Raw genomic sequence first — 17,801 nt, forward strand, 5'->3', positions numbered from 1 at the left:
GGTCGACCTGGTGGTACGGCGCGTACCGCCGCCCCGCCTGACCGCCGCCGCCCCGCCTGACCACCCACGCCCCGGCTGACGCCGACCGCCCCGGAGCGATCCGGGACGGTCGGTGTCGAGACGCTCAGATCATCGTCTGGGACTTGGCCTCCATGTCGGCGGCCGCCTCCTCCTTCGACTCGCGGGTCAACGGCTTGCCGCCCGGAGCCGGGGCCTCCCCGCCGAGCGGGTCGGCGCCACCGGTGGCACCCTTCGGGCCGGCACCCCGCAGCTGCGTGTTGGGCAGGGTCAGGGTCACCACGACCGCCACGATCGCGATCAGGCCGGCCGTCAGGAAGACCATGTCCAGCGCGTCGACGAAGGCCCCCTGGATGGCCGCGCGCACCGGCCCCGGCAGGGCCAGGATGGTGGCCGGATCGTTGATCGAGATGTTGGCGCCGCCACTCGCCGCGACCGCGGCCTGCTCCTGCGGCGGGAGCTGCGCGATCGCGCCGGGCAACCGGTCGGCGAGCCCACCGGTCAGCCGGGACGAGAGCACAGTGCCGAGGATCGCCACCCCGAACGAACCACCCAGCGACCGGAAGAAGGTCGCCGAGGAGGTGCCGGCACCCAGGTCGCGTACCGAAACCGCGTTCTGCACCGCCAGGATCAGCGACTGCATGCACAGGCCCAGCCCGACGCCGATCACCACCATGTACCCGAACGCCACCCAGAGCGAGGTGGCCACCTCCAACTGGGTGAAGAGGAACATGCCGACCAGGAGGGTCGCCGAACCGGCCACCGGGAACCGCTTGTAGCGGCCGATCCGGGTCATCGCGCGGCCGGTCAGGATCGAGGTGATGATGATGCCGGCCATCATCGGCAGCATCAGCAGACCGCTCCGGGTCGGCGAGGCGCCCTTCACGATCTGCAGGTACAGCGGAATGAAGATGATCGAACCGAACATCACCAGACCGATGACGAGCAGCGCCGAGTTGGCCAACGCGAAGGTGGCGTTCCGGAACAGCCGCAGCGGCAGGATCGGCTCGGCCACCCGGGCCTCCTGGAGGACGAAGAGCACCCCCAGCACCGCACCGACCACGAACAACGTGATGATCACGCCAGAGCCCCAGGCGTACTCGTTGCCGCCCCAGCTCAGCGCGAGCAGCAGGGAACTCACCCCGGCCACCAGCAGGCCGGCACCGAGCCAGTCGATCGAGTGGTCCCGACGTTCGAACGGGATCAGCCGCATCACGTGGTAGCAGACGACGATCGCCAGGATGGCCAGCGGCACGTTGATGTAGAAGATCCACCTCCAGTCGGTCTCCGCGAAGTAACCGCCCACGAGCGGCCCGGCGACCGACGAGATCCCGAAGACCGCGCCGAAGAGGCCCTGGTACTTACCACGTTCCCGGGGAGACACCACGTCCGAGATGATGGTGAACGCGAGCGTCAGCAGACCACCGGCGCCGAGGCCCTGGATACCCCGGGTGACGATCAGCTGGGTCATGTTCTGCGACAGCCCGGCCAGCAACGACCCGACCAGGAACGTGCCGATCGAGAAGAGGAAGACCGGCCGACGCCCGTACAGGTCGGCCATCTTGCCGTAGAGCGGCGTCGACGCGGTCGAGGCGAGCAGGTACGCGGTGACCACCCACGAGTAGTGGTTGATCCCGCCCAGCTCGCCCACGATGGTCGGCAGCGCCGTACCGACGATGGTCTGGTCGAGTGCGGCCAGCAGCATGCCGGTCATCAGGCCCAACATGAGCAGCCGGATCTGCTGACGGTTCAGCACCGGCGCATCTGAGGCTTCGGTGGTCATGTGGCCTTCTATCCCGCGAGCCGCAGAACATGCGCCAACCCACCAAAAAACCCCGCCCCGCCCCACCCCGCCACCAGCGTTGATCATGAAGTTATTGCCACGACACGCCACGCGAGGTGGCAATAACTTCATGATCAACAGGGATTGGGGGGTGGATCTAGGGGGTTGTGAAGGTTTTGGTGATCGTTGCGCAGAAGGCGGGGAGGTCGTCGGGTTTGCGGCTGCTGGTCAGGTTGCCGTCGGTGACGCACTCCTCGTCCACCCAGGTGGCTCCCGCGTTGGTCAGGTCGGTACGGAGGGTGGGCCAGGAGGTGATCCGGCGGCCACGCACCACGTCCGCCTCGATCAGCGTCCACGGGCCGTGACAGATCACCCCGACGGGCTTGCCCGCGTCGAAGAACGCCTTCACGAACCGCACCGCGTCCGGGTCGCCCCGCAGGAAGTCCGGGTTCGCCACCCCTCCGGGCAGCACCAACGCGTCGTAGCCGGCGGCGTCGGCCTTGTCGACGGTCACGTCCACGTCGTACGTCTTGGAGTGGTCCAGGTGGTTGAAGGACTGGATGGAACCGGGCTTCAGCGAGACCAGCTCGGCCGTCGCGCCAGCGGCCTCTACCGCCTCGCGTGGCTGGACGTACTCGACCTCCTCGACGCCGTCGGCGGCCAGGAAGGCGACCCGCTTGCCCTGCAATGTCGCTGCCATCTCGGTACATCTCCTTTCCGGGGGTACCTCAATCCCCTTCCCGCCCTCGAACGCCCGAAACAGGTCGGACCGGTATCGGACCGGCTCGGACCGGTCAGACACCGCCGAAGACCGCCTGACCAGCGGCGGGACGGTCGGCGCGCAGGTTTGTCCGCCAGGCCGCTGGGGACCCGGGGAGGCATGGCAGGAGCAGCAGCGGAGCAGCGCCGGCTCGCCACCGTCGTGGAGAGCTGGCTCGGACGCCCAGTCCTGATCGTCGGTGACGCCATGTTGGACGAATGGCGGTTCGCCGACTCCGACCGGCTCTGCCGGGAGGCGCCCGCCCCGGTCCTCACCCTGCGTCGGCGGATCTCCGCCGCCGGCGGGGCCGCGAACACCGCCGTCAACGTCGCCGCCCTCGGCGGCCGGGCGGTGCTGGTGGCACCGGTCGGCGCCGACGTCGCCGGGGACGAACTGCACGACTGCCTGGACCGCGCGAGCGTCTGGGACCGCACCGTCAACCAGCCCGGGCGCCCCACACCGGTGAAGCGGCGAATGTTGGCCGGCAACCAGATCCTGCTGCGTGAGGACTCCGGCGACCCGGAGGACGCGCTGGACCACGACGGGGTGAGCCGGCTGCTCACCGCCCTGAGCTGCGCCACCGAGGAGTTGCGCGCCGCCGCCGGTGGGGAGGCGCCGACCCTGGTGGTCTGCGACTACGGCCTGGGCGCGCTGCCCGCGCCGGTCCGCGCGTGGCTGGTCGAGAACCGCCAGCGGTACGCCACGGTCGCGCTGGACGCACACGACCTGGCCGACTGGCGGGGTCTCGCGCCGACAGTGGTCACCCCCAGCTTCGCCGAGGCGACCCGACTGTTGGCCCGCGCGGGCGGTACGACCCGACCGACCGGCGGGACCGAACTGCACCTGGAACACCCGGACGGCGACCCCGTCGACGGGCCGTCCGAGATGACCGTCGGCGCGGCCCCGGGGGCGGGACGGGCCGACGACACCGTCGCCGAGCTGACCCGGGCCGACCGCCCGGGGCCGGTCGGCGAGCCCACGCCGAGCGAGGGACGGGTCGCCCTCACCGGCGACGGGCTCAGCGTCACCGGCACCGGCGTCACTGTGAACACCCGGGCCGGAGAGGGCGTCGACCGGGCCGTCCTGGCCAAGTCGCGGCTGGCCGAACTGCGTGCGCACACCGGTGCCGACGTGGTCGCGGTGACCCTGGACACCGAGGGCGCGGTGGTCGGCGGCGCCGACGGGGAGCCACGCCGCAGCCACAGCACTCCGGTGCCGGCAAGCCACGCCGTGGGCGCCGGCGACGCGTACCTGGCGGCGATGACGTTGGCCCTGGCCGCCGACGCGCCCCTGCCCACCGCCGCCCAACTCGCCCAACTCGCGGCCACCATCACCGTCTCGGACACCGGCACCTGCGTGTGCCGACGCGACGACCTGCTCGCCGCGTTGGGCCGGCCGACCGACACCACGAGCCACCCCGCGCTGGTCAGCGGCGACGAGTTGGACACGATCGTCGCCGGGTACCGCGAGGCGGGACGGTCGGTGGTCTTCACCAACGGCTGCTTCGACGTGCTGCATCGCGGGCATGTGCGCTACCTGGAGCAGGCCCGCGCGTTGGGCGACCTGCTCATCGTGGCGGTCAACTCGGACGGCAGCGTACGACGGCTGAAGGGCCCGGACCGGCCGGTCAACCCGGTCGAGGACCGGGGTGCCCTGCTCGCCGCGCTCGCCTGCGTGGACCACGTGGTGGTCTTCGAGGAGGATTCACCAGCGGCGCTGATCGAGGCGGTCCGACCTGACGTGTACGTCAAGGGCGGCGACTATCCGCCGGAGCTGGTGCCGGAGGCGCCGCTGGTGCGCCGCCTGGGCGGCCAGGTGCGCACCCTGGGGTACGTGCCGGACCGGTCCACCTCCGCGATCATCGAGCGGATCCGGTCGCACAGCCAGGACCCGTCGCCACACCTCGACGACCGGGAGCCCGACCCGTCGCTGCGCACCCAGGCGTCGTGAACCGCCCCCTCGACGCCGGCACCCCGGAGGAGTTCCGCACCGACCGGCTGGTCGACGTGCTGATTCCGACCCGGAACCGGCCCGCCGAACTGGCCGTCACCCTGGGCGGGCTCGCCGCCCAGGACGGGGTGCCCGGCTTCGGCGTGGTCGTCAGCGATCAGTCCGACGGGGATCCGGCGTACGCGCATCCCGCCGCGGCCACAATGGTCCGGGCGCTGCGCCACCGGGGCCACCCGGTGCTGCTGACCCGCCGGCTGCCCCGACGGGGGTTGGCCGAACACCGGGCCTACCTGCTCGCCGCCTCGGCCGCCCGGTACGTCCTCAGCCTCGACGACGACATCTGGCTGGAACCGGGTTCGCTGCACCGACTGGTGACCGCGATCGGTGAGCTGGGCTGCGGGTTCGTCGGCAACGGCGTGCACGGGCTCTCGTACACCGACGACGTGCGGCCGGAGTCGCACGGCCACTACGAGGAGTGGGTCGGGCCGCCCACACCGGAGCGCATCCGACCCGACACCCCGCAGTGGAACCGGGCCCGGATCCACTCGGCCGCGAACCTGCTGCACATCACCGAGCAGTTGGCGCTGCCGCCGGGCACGTGGCGGGCGTACAAGGTCTCCTGGATCGGCGGGTGCGTGCTCTACGACCGGGCCAAGCTCGTCGAGGCCGGCGGCTTCGACTTCTGGCGTCGGGTGCAGGAGAAGCACCAGGGCGAGGACGTGGCGGCGCAGCTGGCCGTGTTGTCCCGCTACGGCGGCGCGGGCATCCTGCCCAGCGGCGCGTACCACCTGGAGTCCCCCACCACCGTCACCGACCGGGACGTGGAGGCGTGGGAGGTCGTCCTCGCCGAGGAGGACACCCCGCAGCCGGCCTGAACTACCGGGTGAGCAACTCCCGGGCCGCTTCCAGCACCTCGATCACCGGTACGTCGGTCACGAACGAGTCCCGATGCGGGCAGTCACCGTCGCCGGGTCGGTGCGGATAGATGCCCGGCGTGCAGTCGACCCCGCAGACCGGGCAGTGCACCGTCCACGAGCTGATCGGGCGGTGCCGGCCCCGCAGCGGGCTGGCCCCGTTGATCAGGTTGCCGACCCAGAATATGCCCACCGTTGGCGTGCCCACCGCGGCGGCCAGGTGCAGCGGGCCGGTGTCGTTCGAGACGACCAACGCACAGTCGGCGTAGCAGCCCACCAACCCACCCAGGCTGAGCGTGCCCACCTGTGGGCGCACCGGAACCTGCGCCGCAGCGACGACCCGGTCCACCACCTCCTGCTCGGAGGGCGTGCCGGTGACCAGCACCTCGTAGCCGTCCTCGTGCAGCGCACGGGCCACCTCTGCGAAGCGCTCGGCGGGCCAGCGGCGGCGGGTGTCGGTGGCACCCGGATGCAACGCCACCCGGGGACGGCCAGCCGGGCCGAGCACCTGGGCGGCCTCGGCCCGGTCGGCGTCGGTCACCGCCAGCGTCGGCGTGATGGTGGTGGCCGGCGCTCCCGCCAGCGCCACCACCTCCAGGTAGCGGATCACCTCGTGCTGGTAGTAGACGTAGCGCAGCCACCGGTCCAGCGGCGGCGCGTCCTCGGCGCGCAGGCCGACGGTCAACCGCGCACCGAGCCGGCTGATCAGCGGGTTGGAGTTGGCACCCCCGCCGTGGATCTGCACCGCCAGGTCGAATTCCGCAGCGGCGGCAGCGGCCACGAAGTCGTCGATCGACGACTCCGGCTCGCCCGGCTCCGGCGTACGGATGCCGGGGGCCGGCGGCACCACCAGCACCCGGTCCACCGGGCCGGGCCGGTCGCGCCAGAGCTTCGCGTGCCACGGCGCCCCGAGCAGCACGATCTCCGCCGAGGGGTACGCGCTACGCAAGGCGTCCAGCGCCGGCAGGGCGAAGATGAAGTCACCGAGCGCGTTGGCGCGCAACACGGCGATCCGCCGTACGTCGGGAAGGCGCTCGGCGGTCGGGCCGAGCACGGACGGGGTGACCACCCGACCCGCTACGGCCGGTCGATCTCGCCGACGGTGTCCGGGCGGTGCAGCTCCCGGTCCGCGGCGGGATCGGCTGGCATCGGCGTACCCGTGGAGAGGTCGCCGGAGCGCGGCCCGGTGCGGCCGACGGTGATGGTGCGCGGCGCGGGCCGCGTCGCCCGTGGCAGGCGCACCCGGAGCAGGCCGTGGTCCATCACCGCGTCGATGGTGTCCGGGTCGACCCGCGCCGGCAGGTTGACCCGGTATTCGAAGCCGCGCGTCTCAAAGCCGCCGGGGATCCCGTGGTCGGCGTTGACCTCCGCCTCCGAGCGGGCCCGCACGCACAACTCGCGGTCGTCCAACTCGACGGCCACCTCCTCCGGCGCCACCCCGGGCAACCGGACGACGACCTCCCAGCCGTCCGAGGTCTCGGTCAACTCGACGTCGGACGCCCCGCCGCGACCACCGACCAGGCGACTCAACTCGGAGCGCAGCGACTGCAACTCCCCCATCGGGTCCCAGCCCTGCTGCCGGCTGCCGCGCCACCCCCGGCCGAAGCCGCCAAACTGCTGCTCGCTCATCACACCTCTCCGATCCGCTGGGCGGCCGTCGGCGGCCGTAGTGAGCTGGGCGCGTCCAGGCCGGCGTCACGGTCGACGCCCACACCGAGCCGGTCGACCAGCTCGCCACCGAGCCAGGCGCTGATGCCGAGGATCGCCACCGCGACCAGCTCGATGGCGATCAGCGCCCCGCCGGCGGCCCGGGAGTCCGCGTTGAGCCGCACCGCCCACACGGCGGCGAAGAGCAGGATCACCGCGACGTTGGCGCCCGCGTGCAGCAGACCCACCCGCTTGGCGCGGGTGCCGCTCGGTATCGCCAGCAGGTCGAACGAGCCGGCCGCCGCGGCAAGCAGGCCGCCGATCAGGCCGACGGTGATGTTCCAGTACGCGACCTCGCCGAGGAAGTCGGGACCGCCGACGGTGTCCACCAGGTCGAACAGCACCGCAGTGGCCAGCAGCGCCACCGGGAACATGACAAGCATCGGATGGACTGGGTGACCCAGCACCTTGAGTCGGCTCTCCATCTCCCGGCCTCCACTGGTCGGCGTCCTGCGGAACGGTCCACGTCGGCGAGCGCGTCGGGTGAGGCCGTACCCCCGGCAACCCGGCACAAACCTCGCGCTGGTCACGGCGGCCTAGGCTGATGACGGTGGTGCCCACCACCGGGTCAACGCCTGAGGGAGGACCAACGTGACGGTGGAGATCACCTCGCACGAGGAGTTGCGCGAGTTGCTCGGTGAGCCGAGCACGCGGGCCGCCAACAAGGACCGCACCCGCCTGCACGAACGGGACCGCGAGTGGCTCGGTGCCTCGCCGTTCTGCCTGATGGCCACAGCCGGCGCGGACGGCAGCTGCGACGTCTCACCCAAGGGCGACCCGGCCGGGTTCGCCCTGGTGCTGGACGACACGACAATCGCCCTCCCCGAGCGGCCCGGCAACAAGCGGGCCGACGGCTACCGCAACATCCTCGACAACCCGCACATCGGGTTGCTCTTCCTGATCCCCGGGCGGACCGACACGCTGCGCATCAACGGGCGGGCCCGTCTGGTCAGCGACGCGCCCTGGTTCGGCGACATGGTGGTCAAGGGGCACCGGCCGGTGCTCGCCGTGGTGGTGGAGATCGAGCAGATCTTCTACCACTGCGCGAAGGCGTTCCTGCGGTCCGCGCTGTGGCGGCCGGAGACCTGGCAGCCCGAGGCACTGCCGTCCCGGGCACGCCTGATCAAGGAGGTCGAGGCCCCGACGGAGAGCCTCGAAGACCTGGAACGGCACTACGGCCCCGAGTACGCCACGAAGATATACGTCTGATCGGCCCTTCCAGGCCGGATCGGCTACGCCTCGGCCGGCTGCGACCGGTCCGGCTCGTCGGCACGCCAGGCCGACCAACCGTCCGGGTTGCCGAACGACTCCCGAGAGATCCCCGAGCCGGTCTCCGGCCACGAACCGAACCGGTCGTTGTGCAGGTGCGCGAAGAGGTAACACATGCCTTCGCAGTCGGCGTCCAGCAGCGCCACCGCGGGGTCGGCACGAACAGCTTCGTAGTAGGCCCGGCCCAGGGCGACGATGAAACCGCGGGCGTAGAGGAAGCCGTCGTCCGACCCGTCGGTCACCTCGTGGATGTCCTCCCGATCGATGTCGTACAGCTTGCGCTCCACCACCCGGTCCAGATCGGTCAGCTCCTGCCCGGTCAGCCCGGCGGTCAACTGCCCGAGCCGGTCCAGGAAGGCATCAAGCCAGGCGTCGATCGCGTAGGACGGGCCGTCATCGTCGACGTCATCGCCGTCGTCAGCGGCGGGGTCGCGCTCGACGAGGGCCTGACGCAGCGCCAGGGGCTCGGCGCCCAACTCGGCCCAGGCCGACTCGATGAGTGCCCACAGCCGGGCCTCGTCGGCAGGGGTGGGCAGCGTTCCAGAGGCATCGGTGGTCACGGTCACCGCAAGACCGTAACCACCACCACCGACGCTTTCAGGACTCCGCGGCGGAGACCATCCACAAGTGACCGTCCGGATCGGCGAAGACGCCCGCGTACCCCCAGGGCTGGTCGGACGTTTCGGTGATGACCTCGGCGCCGGCAGCGCGGGCCCGCTCGACGACCGCGTCCGCGTCGACAGGCGAGTCGACAGTGAGGTTCAGCAGACACTCGCTCTGGCCCCTCGGGGCGACCTCGTGCCGGCCGATCACCCAACCGAAGCCGCCGGTCGGGACAAGCATCAGTCGCAGCCCGTCGTTGACCACGAACTGCAACGGTTCCGGGAGGCTGTCGTCGGCCAACTCGCCCACGGCTTCGAGGCCGAGGCCGTCGCGGTAGAACCGGTAGGAGGTGGGACGGTCGGCGATGGGCAGGCTCACGATCACCGGTGCGGGAGTCATGGGTGAACGCCTCCAAGGTGCCGGTCGTGTCGCTGAACTAACGTTGGCGTCGTGACGGTAGACGGCTGGCTGTCTGATACTCGCACCTCCTACGACACTGTGGCAGTCAGCTACGCGCGCCTGGTGCGTGACCTCCTTGCGGAAGCACCGTACGAACGAGCTGCTCTGGCCTCGTTCGCGGAGCTGGTGCTGGCCGCCGGCGGTGGGCCGGTCGCGGACGTGGGCTGCGGAACGGGGCGCATCACCGCCCACCTGCACACGCTCGGCGTGGACGCCTTCGGGATCGACCTCTCGCCCGGGATGATCGACGTGGCCCGCCGTGACCACAGTGAGCTGAGGTTCGAGGTCGGCTCGATGACCGACCTCGATCTGGCCGACGGCTCGGTCGCCGGCCTGGTCGCCTGGTACTCCCTCATCCACATCCCCGACGACCAGATCGGCGTCGTGTTCGCGCACTTCCGGCGGGTGGTGCGCCCCGGTGGCCCGCTGCTGCTCGGCTTCCACGTGGGCGACGAGACGACCCTGAAGACCGAGGGGTACGGCGGGCACCCGATGAACGTGCGCGTCCATCGTCGGCAGCCGGCCCAGGTGGCGGCCTGGCTGCGCCAGAGCGGGTTCACCGTCGACTCGCAGACCACTGTCACCTCGGCGGAGAGCCGGCTCGGCGGCATCATCGTCGGACGACGGGCGCCCTGAGCAAGAGCATCGGCAATCCGACACGAGCCAACCGACGGCTGTCGCCGCCACCCGGATGGCCCATTGCTTCGAAATTTCCACACCCGCACAGTAAGTTGTCCGACCCCCTTTGCATCGGGCCTCAGGAGACGCGTGGTGAAACATGGTGGACGAACAGATTCAGCCGCTATCGTTCGGTGCCGAGTTGCGCAGACTAAGGACGGAAGCGGGACTGTCGCTTTCGCATTTTGCCCAGCGTGTCAACTACAGCAAGAGTCACCTCAGCAAGATCGAATCTGGCATTAAGAAGCCCAGCCAGGCATTGGCCCGGCGTTGTGACCAGGGACTTGGCGCGTCCGGGGCATTGGCCCGGCTGGTGCAGCCAACAGCCCCCGTTCCGGGCTCCGACTCCGACCCCGACCCCGACTTCGACTCGCGCGAGGAGGTGTGGACGATGCGGTTGACCAGCGATGGGCAGAACGATTTCGGCGCCTACGATCGACGCTCGGTCCTGACCGCCGGCGCGGCAACCCTGATGAGCTGGGCGATCACCCCGCCGCTCGACCGGGTCGGCGCCGCAGAGTCCACTCTGCCGATTTTCCGGGGCTGGTTGGACGAACTCCGGCGACTCGGGCAGAGTGCACCGCCGGGCATGGTCAGCCAGATTCTCATCGCGACGACCAACGCCGTACAGGGTCTTGCCACCGATAACCATTCATCGAGCCGGGGCGAGGCGTTGCGATTGGCATCCCGTTTCGCCGAGTACACCGGCTGGATGGCGCAGGAGAAAGGCGATGAGACCGCCGCGTTGTGGTGGACGGCGCACGCCATCAGGCTCGCGACCGCAGGTGGGGATCCGGAGCTGGAATCCTATGGGTTGGTCCGCCGGGCGGAACTGGCTCTCTACCGAGGTGACCCGATCGCCACGAAGGCGCTCGCCCGAGAGGCCCAGACCCGATCCCGCAGCGCACGCATCCGCAGCTTCGCGGCCCAGCGTGAGGCGCAGGGCCACGCCATTGTCGGCGATGAACGAGCCTGCCACCGAGCGCTGGAGCGGGCGGCCGAGTTTATGCGGGCCGGCCACGCGGAGGCCGCCGACGGCCCGACTCTCGGCAGCGCGACGATGACGGATCCGATCGCGTTCGTGACCGCGTGGTGTCTGCAGGACCTCGGACGACCACTCGAGGCGGCCGAGATCCTGGACCGCGAGTTGGGCTCGATAGCGCCGGACGCGCACCGGACCAGGGCGCGATATGGGGCACGCCTCGCCCTGGCCGCAGCCACCGTTGGCCAGGTCGAACGAGCCTGCGAGGTCCTGCGACCGGTGCTCGACCGCGCCGGCACGATCGATTCCGCGACCGTGCGCCACGATCTACGTCGATTGAACCGCGAACTCGGCCGGTCGCGACGGCAGCACAGCGTCCGGCACATCATGCCGGGTCTCACTCTCGCCCTTCACTCCAACACACCGGAGCCACTACGGTACAGAGCGTAGTCCTTTCGGATAGCGCTCGCGCGGCTGATCAGCTTCGCCACTCCGCCACAGGACCACATTTTCGCGCACCGAGCACTGTTGTCCATCCATTTGGGTGAGGACAACGGATTGCCGCGCCGCCATCCTGACTGACAGGATTCGTCACACCGGCTTTTGCCAACAATCCATCCCTGCATCGGTTCGTGATCCGCAGTGAGCGACATTTGTCGACCCTACCGAAGACGGTCCGCGGGTAGCTGGGGCCGACGTGCCAGAAAGGCAGCCTAATGACCGGTGTTTTCATCAACTACCGCACCGGCGACGCTTCCTACGCAGTTGATCTCATTGATCAACGATTGTGTCGCGAATTCGGTGAGGGCCAGATTTTCCGGGATCGTCGTTCGATGCGTCCTGGTACCGATTTCCCGCCCGAGCTCTCCCGGCAGCTCAAGCGGAGCAAAGTACTGCTCGCCCTCATCGGGCCGAATTGGTTGACGATCTCCGACTCGTCGGGTGCCCGGCGGCTCGACAATCCGAAAGATTACGTCCGAATGGAGATCCGCCGGGCGTTGAAGCGAAGTATCGAGGTGATACCCGTCCTTCTCGCCGGAGCGCCTCTACCAAAGGCAGACCAGTTGCCCGGCGATATCGCGACGCTGCATCGTCGGCAATCATTCGAGCTGCGCGACCACAGCTCCGATCAGGATCTCGCCCGACTGGTCGAGGTGCTCGTTGAGCACGTTCCACGGCCGCCCAGGACCCCTTCTCCGGCAAGCAACGGGCGGCACAGCTCCGTGAACATCCGCGCAAAACGGCTGGACATCGAGGGCCCGATCACTGGCGGTGATTACTTTGGCCGATGAGGTGAACCCCGAGCCCTCCGGTGCCCCGACGGCGACCGACGAGGCGGCAGCAGCGGGTGGCCGGGGAAAGACCCCGCTGGACGAAGCAGTGACCAACCCGAAGCCGAAGCACCCCGACGCTGAACAGGCGGGGAACGAGGACCAGGCGCGAGAGCAGGAGGACTTCCGCGAGTCGTTGGCCGACGCGATCGGTGCCTTTGGCGGACGGACGTCGAACGTGACGCTCATCGGCCATAAGATCAACGTCACCGGGTCGATCACCGGCGGTGACGCGACGTTCGGCCGGGACAGCGCGAGTGCCCTACTGTCGACGATCGCGGTGAGCACCATCGAACGCATCGCCCGGGTCTTCGTCCAACCCAGCGGGTACCCCGATCTCGTCGCAACCGCCGGCGATGACCGGGTGATCCTGCTGCGGGCGCGTCGGCGCTGGGGAAGCTCCACTACCGCCATCCAGCTCATGTCCGGTATGAAGGCGATCCACGAACTGCGTTTCAACGGATCGCTCGCCACACTCCAGGTGGAGGAGCTACCCAAGGGCTGCGGCTACGTGGTCGAACGACTCACCGCCACGCAGCTCGGCGAGCTGCGCGAGCGGGACATCTCCGCACTGGAGGAGCGCTTCGCGAAGCGGGATGCCAGATTGGTGCTGATCCTGGACGCCGAGCGGCGGCTGCACGACCACGCCGTGGCCCGGCTCGCCCGGGTCCTTGACGCACCGCCGTCGGCGTACGACCTGGTAGCCAGCCACCTTGCCGAGCACCTCAGCTCGCCCCGGGAGGCGGACGCCGTCCTGAAGGCGGATGGCCTGATGGAGGTGTTACAGGCCGTCGAGATCGACGCCTTCGATGTCCAGCAGTTGGTCGAGCTAGCCCAGGATCTTGCCGGGACGACAAAGGGCGAGAGCACCATCAATGAAGCGCTCGCCCGGTTCGAGGACCGCCGCCGGCTCGATGTCGAAGACTGGCTGGACGGCATCACCGAATTCGACCAGCGAGCGACGGTGGTCGCGCTGGCGGCTCTCGAGGGAATGCCCTACGACGCGGTCTCCCGGGCGGCGACCATGCTGGAACGGGCGTGGCGTGCGGACGAGGGCGGCGGTGCCCCGCCGAGTCGGGCCCGACGACCACGGAATGCCCGACTACGGGCGGCCCGGGCCCGGATCACCACCGAGGTACGGCGTACTCGGTACGGAACAGCAGAGTTGGAGGTTGCCTCCTTCGTCTCGGCGGGCTATCCGGCTCGGGTGTTGGAGCACCTGTGGCGCGAGCACGACTACGACCGCGAGATCGTCCTGGACTGGCTGGAGGCCGTCGCCCAGGACGTCGAGGGGCGGGTACGGATCCGAGCGGCCAGCGCGATCGGATTCCTGGCCCGCATCGCCTTTGACACCATCAGGCGGGATGTCGTGGTGCCCTGGGCGGGTAGCGGCAACGGGGACGAGCGGGAGCGGGCCGTCGCCGCGCTGGCAATGCCCGCGAGGTATCCGGAAACCGGTGCCCAGGTGGTCCGTCTGGTACTGGACTGGTGCAGGCGGGACAGCCTGCCCCTGCGGATGACGGCCGCCAGGGCACTTGGCGCGAGTGTCGGTGAAGTCCTGCCCGGCGGCCCGGACAAGCAACTCGACTCGCTGGCGAAGAACGCCGGGCCCGCGCTTTCCATCGCGATCGGATTCAGCATTACCGAGCTCATGGTCCCGGCCAGCCCTGATCGCCGACTGGAGCTGCTACGGCTGCTGGAACGCTGGTCGTTGGAGGGGAACGCTGGGAGACAACGGGCCGGCATCCTCGGCTTCCTCCAGGTTGCCGCGGGCCTGTGGACGCACGTGGCCGAGCCGGACGGCGAGGTCTCCTGGCCGACCCTGCTCAGAATGGCCGACGCCGAGCACGGCGTGGCCGCAGCCGATGCCGGGGCGCCGAGCGGGACGCGCGAGGTGATTGCAGGTCTGTGGGGGCGGTCCCTCGTCGCTCCGGGCGCCGATTACTCGGTCCGCAACGTGTTGCGTAGCTGGGCCTCGGCCGCCAAAGAGGCACCGGCGCTACGGCTGCCCCTGATCAGTCTGCTCCAAGAGGCCGCCAAGACCCGCCGCCAGGCGGATCTGCTGGCCTCGCACGCGAAGAACTGGCGCGACCAGCGGCCATACGCGCCAGACCTGGCCGAGAAATTGTTGAAGGTGCTGACTGAAGGGACGGTGCGGGTTGAGTAAGCCGGTGCTCAGCAAGCAGGAGCTTCGACGACTACCGTTTCAGCGACGTCCGGTGGCGGATCCTGGTACGCGGCTGGTGTTTCAGATGCCGAGTGGTGAGTTGCTCGCACCGGACCCCCCGTTCACCACCGGCGATGTCTGGTGGCGTGGACCCAGGGCGGTGTACGTGGTGGACATTCGCCCGCACAACTCGTCGTTTCAGTGCACCCTGCCTTCCGAGGGCGACGCATTGCACTTCGACGCGTCCATCGCGTTCGCCTGGACCGTACACAAGCCTGTCACAGTGGTTCGGGAGATGGTCGAGGATCCCCCTGGTGGTTGCCGGGGCCACCTCATTCAGCGAATGCGCGGTATCAGCCGGCGGTACTCGGCGTTGAATTCCGCCGCGGCGGAGCGGGCGATCTCACTCGAGCTCGGTCAGGATTCGATCGACCTCGACGAGATAGGTCTGCGGATCACCAATTTCACTGTGGAGTTGCGACTCGATCCGGCGCAGGCGCCCATCGCCAAGGATCTGGAGATCGCCGCGCTCCGGCAACGGCTGGCCGAGCAGGAGGAACGGGGCAAGGCCGCGATCAACCGGATCGCCCAGACCTCGGACTTGCAACTGCACGAGATCCGGGCGAGGTTCTACGCCGAACTCCTGTCCGGCGGCGGTGCCTCGATGGCCGGCAATCTACTCGCCCAGGATCCCACGAAGGCCGCAGAGGCCGCCGATTTCATGGTCGGGCTGTGGCAGCGGGACCAGGAGGTGGCGATGCGGGCGATGAAGGTGGTCCTGGAGAGCGATCAGCTTCGTCTCGGGGAGATCGACGGAGCCGTGTCGGCAGCGGTGGAAAGCTTTACCGCCCTTGTCTCGCAGGCTGGCAACAAACTCGCCCCCGGCGCGTTGGCGAGCGGTAACCCGATGCTTGCCCCGGCCCCCGAGAAGCCGGACGACTCCGACAGGCGAGGCGTGGACGATGACTCGGATGAGCGGACGGACGACAGATGATGCTGCTGGACAGGATCATCGACGGGATCCAGCAGGTGTTGTCCGTGCTGCCGGACGGAGCGCGGGGGTTCCTGTGGTTCCCGGTACTCGTGGCCGTGGTCGTCGTCGGTCTGTGGTTCGTGATCCGGCACCTGCTGGTCTGGCTGGGAAAGGCCGTTGTCACGATCCTGCGTTGGCTGATCATCGGGGTCGGCGCCATGCTCCTCGTCCCGGAGGTGCTGACCGCGTCGGTCTTCCGACGAGCCGGAAATCGACCTCCGGGTCTCGTCTACGGGTACGGCGACACGGTCGCCGAATCGGTCATCGGGCTGACCAAACTCTCGGACCGCACCGCGGCCGGCTTTGCTTGGGCAGCGCGCATGCACATCGTGCTCATCATGCTGCTCGCCGGCCTCTGGGTGTGGGGCTGGAATCAGAACCAGTGCACGTCGGTCACCATGGTGAATACCACCTGCGTCACGCCGATCAGCCAATGGTTCGAGGCACTTGAATGACCGCATGGGCCGACTGGAGGGACCAGGCTGCTCCGTCAGTCGAGCAGGAGGTAGACGGTGACGGCGGCAGCCGCGAGCAGCGATACGCCGTACAGGACGGTGATCGTCGGGCTTCGCGCGGCACGCAGGACCTCCGGTAGCCCGGTCGGTCGATGTCGAGCTGCCACGGAGCGGTCGTTCCGTCCACGGCCCGCTGATACAACGTCCGGTAGGCGCGTTCGAGGCTGAGGTAGTAGGCGTCGAGGGCCGCGAACGCGGCCACCACATACACCGCGAGGACAGCGACGGCCGGCCTCGTGCTGTTCGCGCCGAAGCCGAGGAGCGCCGAGGCTACGGTGACGCACCAGCCTTTGACGGTGGTGGATTGCGACGACAGGCGGGCGACAACGGCTTGGATCATCTGAAGATGAACCTCGGTGGGCACGTCCTCATCCTAGATCGTCTATCGATGAAGAGGACTATCAGCACGGAGACCTGGTGGCCACAGTGGCGGTGGCGAGGCGGCATGAGCTGACCGACGTGCGCTGGGCGGCGCTGAAGCCGTTGCTGCCTGTGGGATGTGGGCGCCGACAGCCAGCAGCCAACGCCCAACCTGTCCGGGCGCTATGGGGGGGGTTCGGGGCCGACTCCATGCCCCATCGACAAACATGAAGGTATGACCAGCAGAAATGCTGGTCATGACTTCACCCCGGAGCCGCCTGACGGAATCGAACCGTCGACCGGAGGGGTCAGACACTTGTCCATCGCCCATCCTCCCGTGCCCGCCGAGCCCAACGACCACGCCCCCATAGAACCTAGGTCAACCGTCATGCACCAGGCGGGACGGAAAACTGTCAAGCATCAGGTGGGAGTAGCTATCGGCCCTTCGCCACCACCAGGAACACCAGGCAACGGAACGGTTCGACGCCGACAACCGGGCCGACCCGGGTCTGGTCTCTGCCACCAGATCAGCGTCACTCTCAACATCTACGCACACGTGGCCCCCGAGGTCGCGCGGGAAGCTGCGGCAGGGCTGGAGGGGGCGCTGTGGTCCGGTGAGTAGGTTGGCTCCTCGCCTTGGGGACGGCAAGCAAAAAGGCCCAGGTCATGATCGGCGATCAAGCCGGTGACCTGGGCCTTTCAGTGGAGCCGCCTGACGGAATCGAACCGTCGACCTACGCATTACGAGCGTGTTGGATGGGACGGACCTTCTTGGCCTACGCCAGCTCAGGGCGTTGATGTGAGAGCCAGTCCATGTCAGTCCGAGTAGGTCCGTACACCGTCCAGTACACATTTTCTCCTAACGCTGCGTGACCTAGCTCGGTGAACTGATCACGAAGCTGTTGCCGTTGCCCTCGTAGCCCTTGAGCTTGCCGAGCTGAATCGAGTCCTTGCCGCCCTTGAGGTCGCGCAGGGGGATCACCTCGGCCAGCGGCTCGTCGCCGGAAGCGAAGCCCTCCCACCAGGCGTCGCGCCGGCTGCGCTGCGAGTGGTACCTGCTGCCCAGCCAGCCGGTAACGAGGATGCCCAAGATGATGAGCGTGAAGTAGGCGGTGAGGCGGATCTCCGGGATGTTGCCGAACGCGAGGCCGCTCAACGTGATGAGCAGCATTCCCACGGTCAGTCCGCCAGCGATCCCGGTCCACAGCAACAGCTTCTTGGTCGGCGGTGGTGGTGCGTCGGTGTGCAAGAGGTGGTCCCCCCGGTCCGATG

At 69.0% G+C, this 17,801-nt stretch carries 18 protein-coding genes; 9 read left to right on the plus strand and 9 right to left on the minus strand.

Translation table 11 applies throughout. The features are described from left to right. Positions 1 to 124 precede the first annotated feature (124 nt). Together ACGF3C_RS02055 and ACGF3C_RS02060 are read right to left on the minus strand one after the other, a co-directional pair. The gene (locus tag ACGF3C_RS02055) at positions 125 to 1,801 is read right to left on the minus strand and encodes an MDR family MFS transporter (RefSeq protein WP_393217874.1); all 1,677 of its coding nucleotides are present in this window, start codon (positions 1,799 to 1,801) and stop codon (positions 125 to 127) included. A 157-nt stretch (positions 1,802 to 1,958) separates the two neighbouring features. Next, a complete protein-coding gene (locus ACGF3C_RS02060) occupies positions 1,959 to 2,501 on the minus strand; it encodes a type 1 glutamine amidotransferase domain-containing protein (protein WP_393217877.1) in 543 nt (180 codons plus the stop codon). A gap of 180 nt (positions 2,502 to 2,681) precedes the next feature. Here ACGF3C_RS02060 and rfaE2 point away from each other — a divergent pair, with 180 nt between their 5' ends. Both rfaE2 and ACGF3C_RS02070 read left to right on the plus strand, forming a co-directional pair. Continuing rightward, positions 2,682 to 4,511 (plus strand): D-glycero-beta-D-manno-heptose 1-phosphate adenylyltransferase, encoded by a 1,830-nt coding sequence (gene rfaE2, locus ACGF3C_RS02065; protein WP_357226607.1) that lies wholly within the window; start codon positions 2,682 to 2,684, stop codon positions 4,509 to 4,511. Continuing rightward, positions 4,508 to 5,386, plus strand: coding sequence for a glycosyltransferase family A protein (locus tag ACGF3C_RS02070; protein ID WP_357226613.1), 879 nt, complete (start codon positions 4,508 to 4,510; stop codon positions 5,384 to 5,386). The genes rfaE2 and ACGF3C_RS02070 overlap by 4 nt, the downstream gene beginning before the upstream one ends. A 1-nt stretch (position 5,387) precedes the next feature. Here the strand turns inward: ACGF3C_RS02070 and ACGF3C_RS02075 are convergent, their stop codons facing one another. Genes ACGF3C_RS02075 through ACGF3C_RS02085 form a run of 3 tightly spaced genes read right to left on the minus strand, consistent with a single transcriptional unit; the run spans position 5,388 to position 7,557 of the window. Then, positions 5,388 to 6,494, minus strand: coding sequence for a glycosyltransferase family 9 protein (locus ACGF3C_RS02075; protein WP_393217882.1), 1,107 nt, complete (start codon positions 6,492 to 6,494; stop codon positions 5,388 to 5,390). An 8-nt stretch (positions 6,495 to 6,502) separates the two neighbouring features. Continuing rightward, positions 6,503 to 7,054 (minus strand): Hsp20/alpha crystallin family protein, encoded by a 552-nt coding sequence (locus tag ACGF3C_RS02080; protein WP_357226622.1) that lies wholly within the window; start codon positions 7,052 to 7,054, stop codon positions 6,503 to 6,505. Next, positions 7,054 to 7,557 (minus strand): DUF2231 domain-containing protein, encoded by a 504-nt coding sequence (locus tag ACGF3C_RS02085; RefSeq protein ID WP_357226625.1) that lies wholly within the window; start codon positions 7,555 to 7,557, stop codon positions 7,054 to 7,056. The genes ACGF3C_RS02080 and ACGF3C_RS02085 overlap by 1 nt, the downstream gene beginning before the upstream one ends. 166 nt (positions 7,558 to 7,723) lie before the next feature. Here ACGF3C_RS02085 and ACGF3C_RS02090 point away from each other — a divergent pair, with 166 nt between their 5' ends. After that, positions 7,724 to 8,341: a pyridoxamine 5'-phosphate oxidase family protein gene (locus tag ACGF3C_RS02090; RefSeq protein ID WP_357226629.1), complete on the plus strand. Its 618-nt coding sequence runs from the start codon at positions 7,724 to 7,726 to the stop codon at positions 8,339 to 8,341. A gap of 23 nt (positions 8,342 to 8,364) precedes the next feature. Here the strand turns inward: ACGF3C_RS02090 and ACGF3C_RS02095 are convergent, their stop codons facing one another. Further along, positions 8,365 to 8,967: a DUF4240 domain-containing protein gene (locus ACGF3C_RS02095; RefSeq protein WP_393217887.1), complete on the minus strand. Its 603-nt coding sequence runs from the start codon at positions 8,965 to 8,967 to the stop codon at positions 8,365 to 8,367. A gap of 31 nt (positions 8,968 to 8,998) precedes the next feature. After that, a complete protein-coding gene (locus ACGF3C_RS02100; protein WP_393217890.1) occupies positions 8,999 to 9,403 on the minus strand; it encodes a VOC family protein in 405 nt (134 codons plus the stop codon). Positions 9,404 to 9,454: 51 nt separating this feature from the next. Here ACGF3C_RS02100 and ACGF3C_RS02105 point away from each other — a divergent pair, with 51 nt between their 5' ends. The 6 genes from ACGF3C_RS02105 to ACGF3C_RS02130 all read left to right on the plus strand — a co-directional run bounded on the left by ACGF3C_RS02105 (position 9,455) and on the right by ACGF3C_RS02130 (position 16,109). Then, positions 9,455 to 10,099 (plus strand): class I SAM-dependent methyltransferase, encoded by a 645-nt coding sequence (locus ACGF3C_RS02105; RefSeq protein ID WP_357226640.1) that lies wholly within the window; start codon positions 9,455 to 9,457, stop codon positions 10,097 to 10,099. A 142-nt stretch (positions 10,100 to 10,241) separates the two neighbouring features. Further along, the gene (locus tag ACGF3C_RS02110; RefSeq protein ID WP_357226643.1) at positions 10,242 to 11,573 is read left to right on the plus strand and encodes a helix-turn-helix transcriptional regulator; all 1,332 of its coding nucleotides are present in this window, start codon (positions 10,242 to 10,244) and stop codon (positions 11,571 to 11,573) included. A gap of 266 nt (positions 11,574 to 11,839) precedes the next feature. Continuing rightward, positions 11,840 to 12,415 carry a toll/interleukin-1 receptor domain-containing protein gene (locus ACGF3C_RS02115; protein WP_393217894.1) on the plus strand — a complete coding sequence of 192 codons (576 nt, stop codon included), beginning with the start codon at positions 11,840 to 11,842 and terminating at the stop codon, positions 12,413 to 12,415. Continuing rightward, positions 12,405 to 14,621 carry a hypothetical protein gene (locus tag ACGF3C_RS02120; RefSeq protein WP_393217897.1) on the plus strand — a complete coding sequence of 739 codons (2,217 nt, stop codon included), beginning with the start codon at positions 12,405 to 12,407 and terminating at the stop codon, positions 14,619 to 14,621. Before ACGF3C_RS02115 ends, ACGF3C_RS02120 begins: the two co-directional genes overlap by 11 nt. Positions 14,622 to 14,625: 4 nt before the next feature. Further along, positions 14,626 to 15,615, plus strand: coding sequence for a hypothetical protein (locus ACGF3C_RS02125; protein WP_393217900.1), 990 nt, complete (start codon positions 14,626 to 14,628; stop codon positions 15,613 to 15,615). Further along, entirely contained in the window at positions 15,612 to 16,109 is a 498-nt protein-coding gene (locus tag ACGF3C_RS02130) for a hypothetical protein (RefSeq protein ID WP_357233040.1), read from the plus strand. The genes ACGF3C_RS02125 and ACGF3C_RS02130 overlap by 4 nt, the downstream gene beginning before the upstream one ends. Here the strand turns inward: ACGF3C_RS02130 and ACGF3C_RS02135 are convergent. Both ACGF3C_RS02135 and ACGF3C_RS02140 read right to left on the minus strand, forming a co-directional pair. Beyond that, positions 16,081 to 16,533 carry a hypothetical protein gene (locus ACGF3C_RS02135; RefSeq protein WP_393217904.1) on the minus strand — a complete coding sequence of 151 codons (453 nt, stop codon included), beginning with the start codon at positions 16,531 to 16,533 and terminating at the stop codon, positions 16,081 to 16,083. The two genes, ACGF3C_RS02130 and ACGF3C_RS02135, sit on opposite strands and share 29 nt — an antisense overlap. A gap of 870 nt (positions 16,534 to 17,403) precedes the next feature. Continuing rightward, positions 17,404 to 17,778: a hypothetical protein gene (locus ACGF3C_RS02140; protein ID WP_393217907.1), complete on the minus strand. Its 375-nt coding sequence runs from the start codon at positions 17,776 to 17,778 to the stop codon at positions 17,404 to 17,406. Positions 17,779 to 17,801 lie beyond the last annotated feature (23 nt).

It is taken from the genome of Micromonospora sp. NPDC047762 (assembly GCF_043204655.1).
Classification (GTDB): Bacteria; Actinomycetota; Actinomycetes; order Mycobacteriales; family Micromonosporaceae; genus Micromonospora.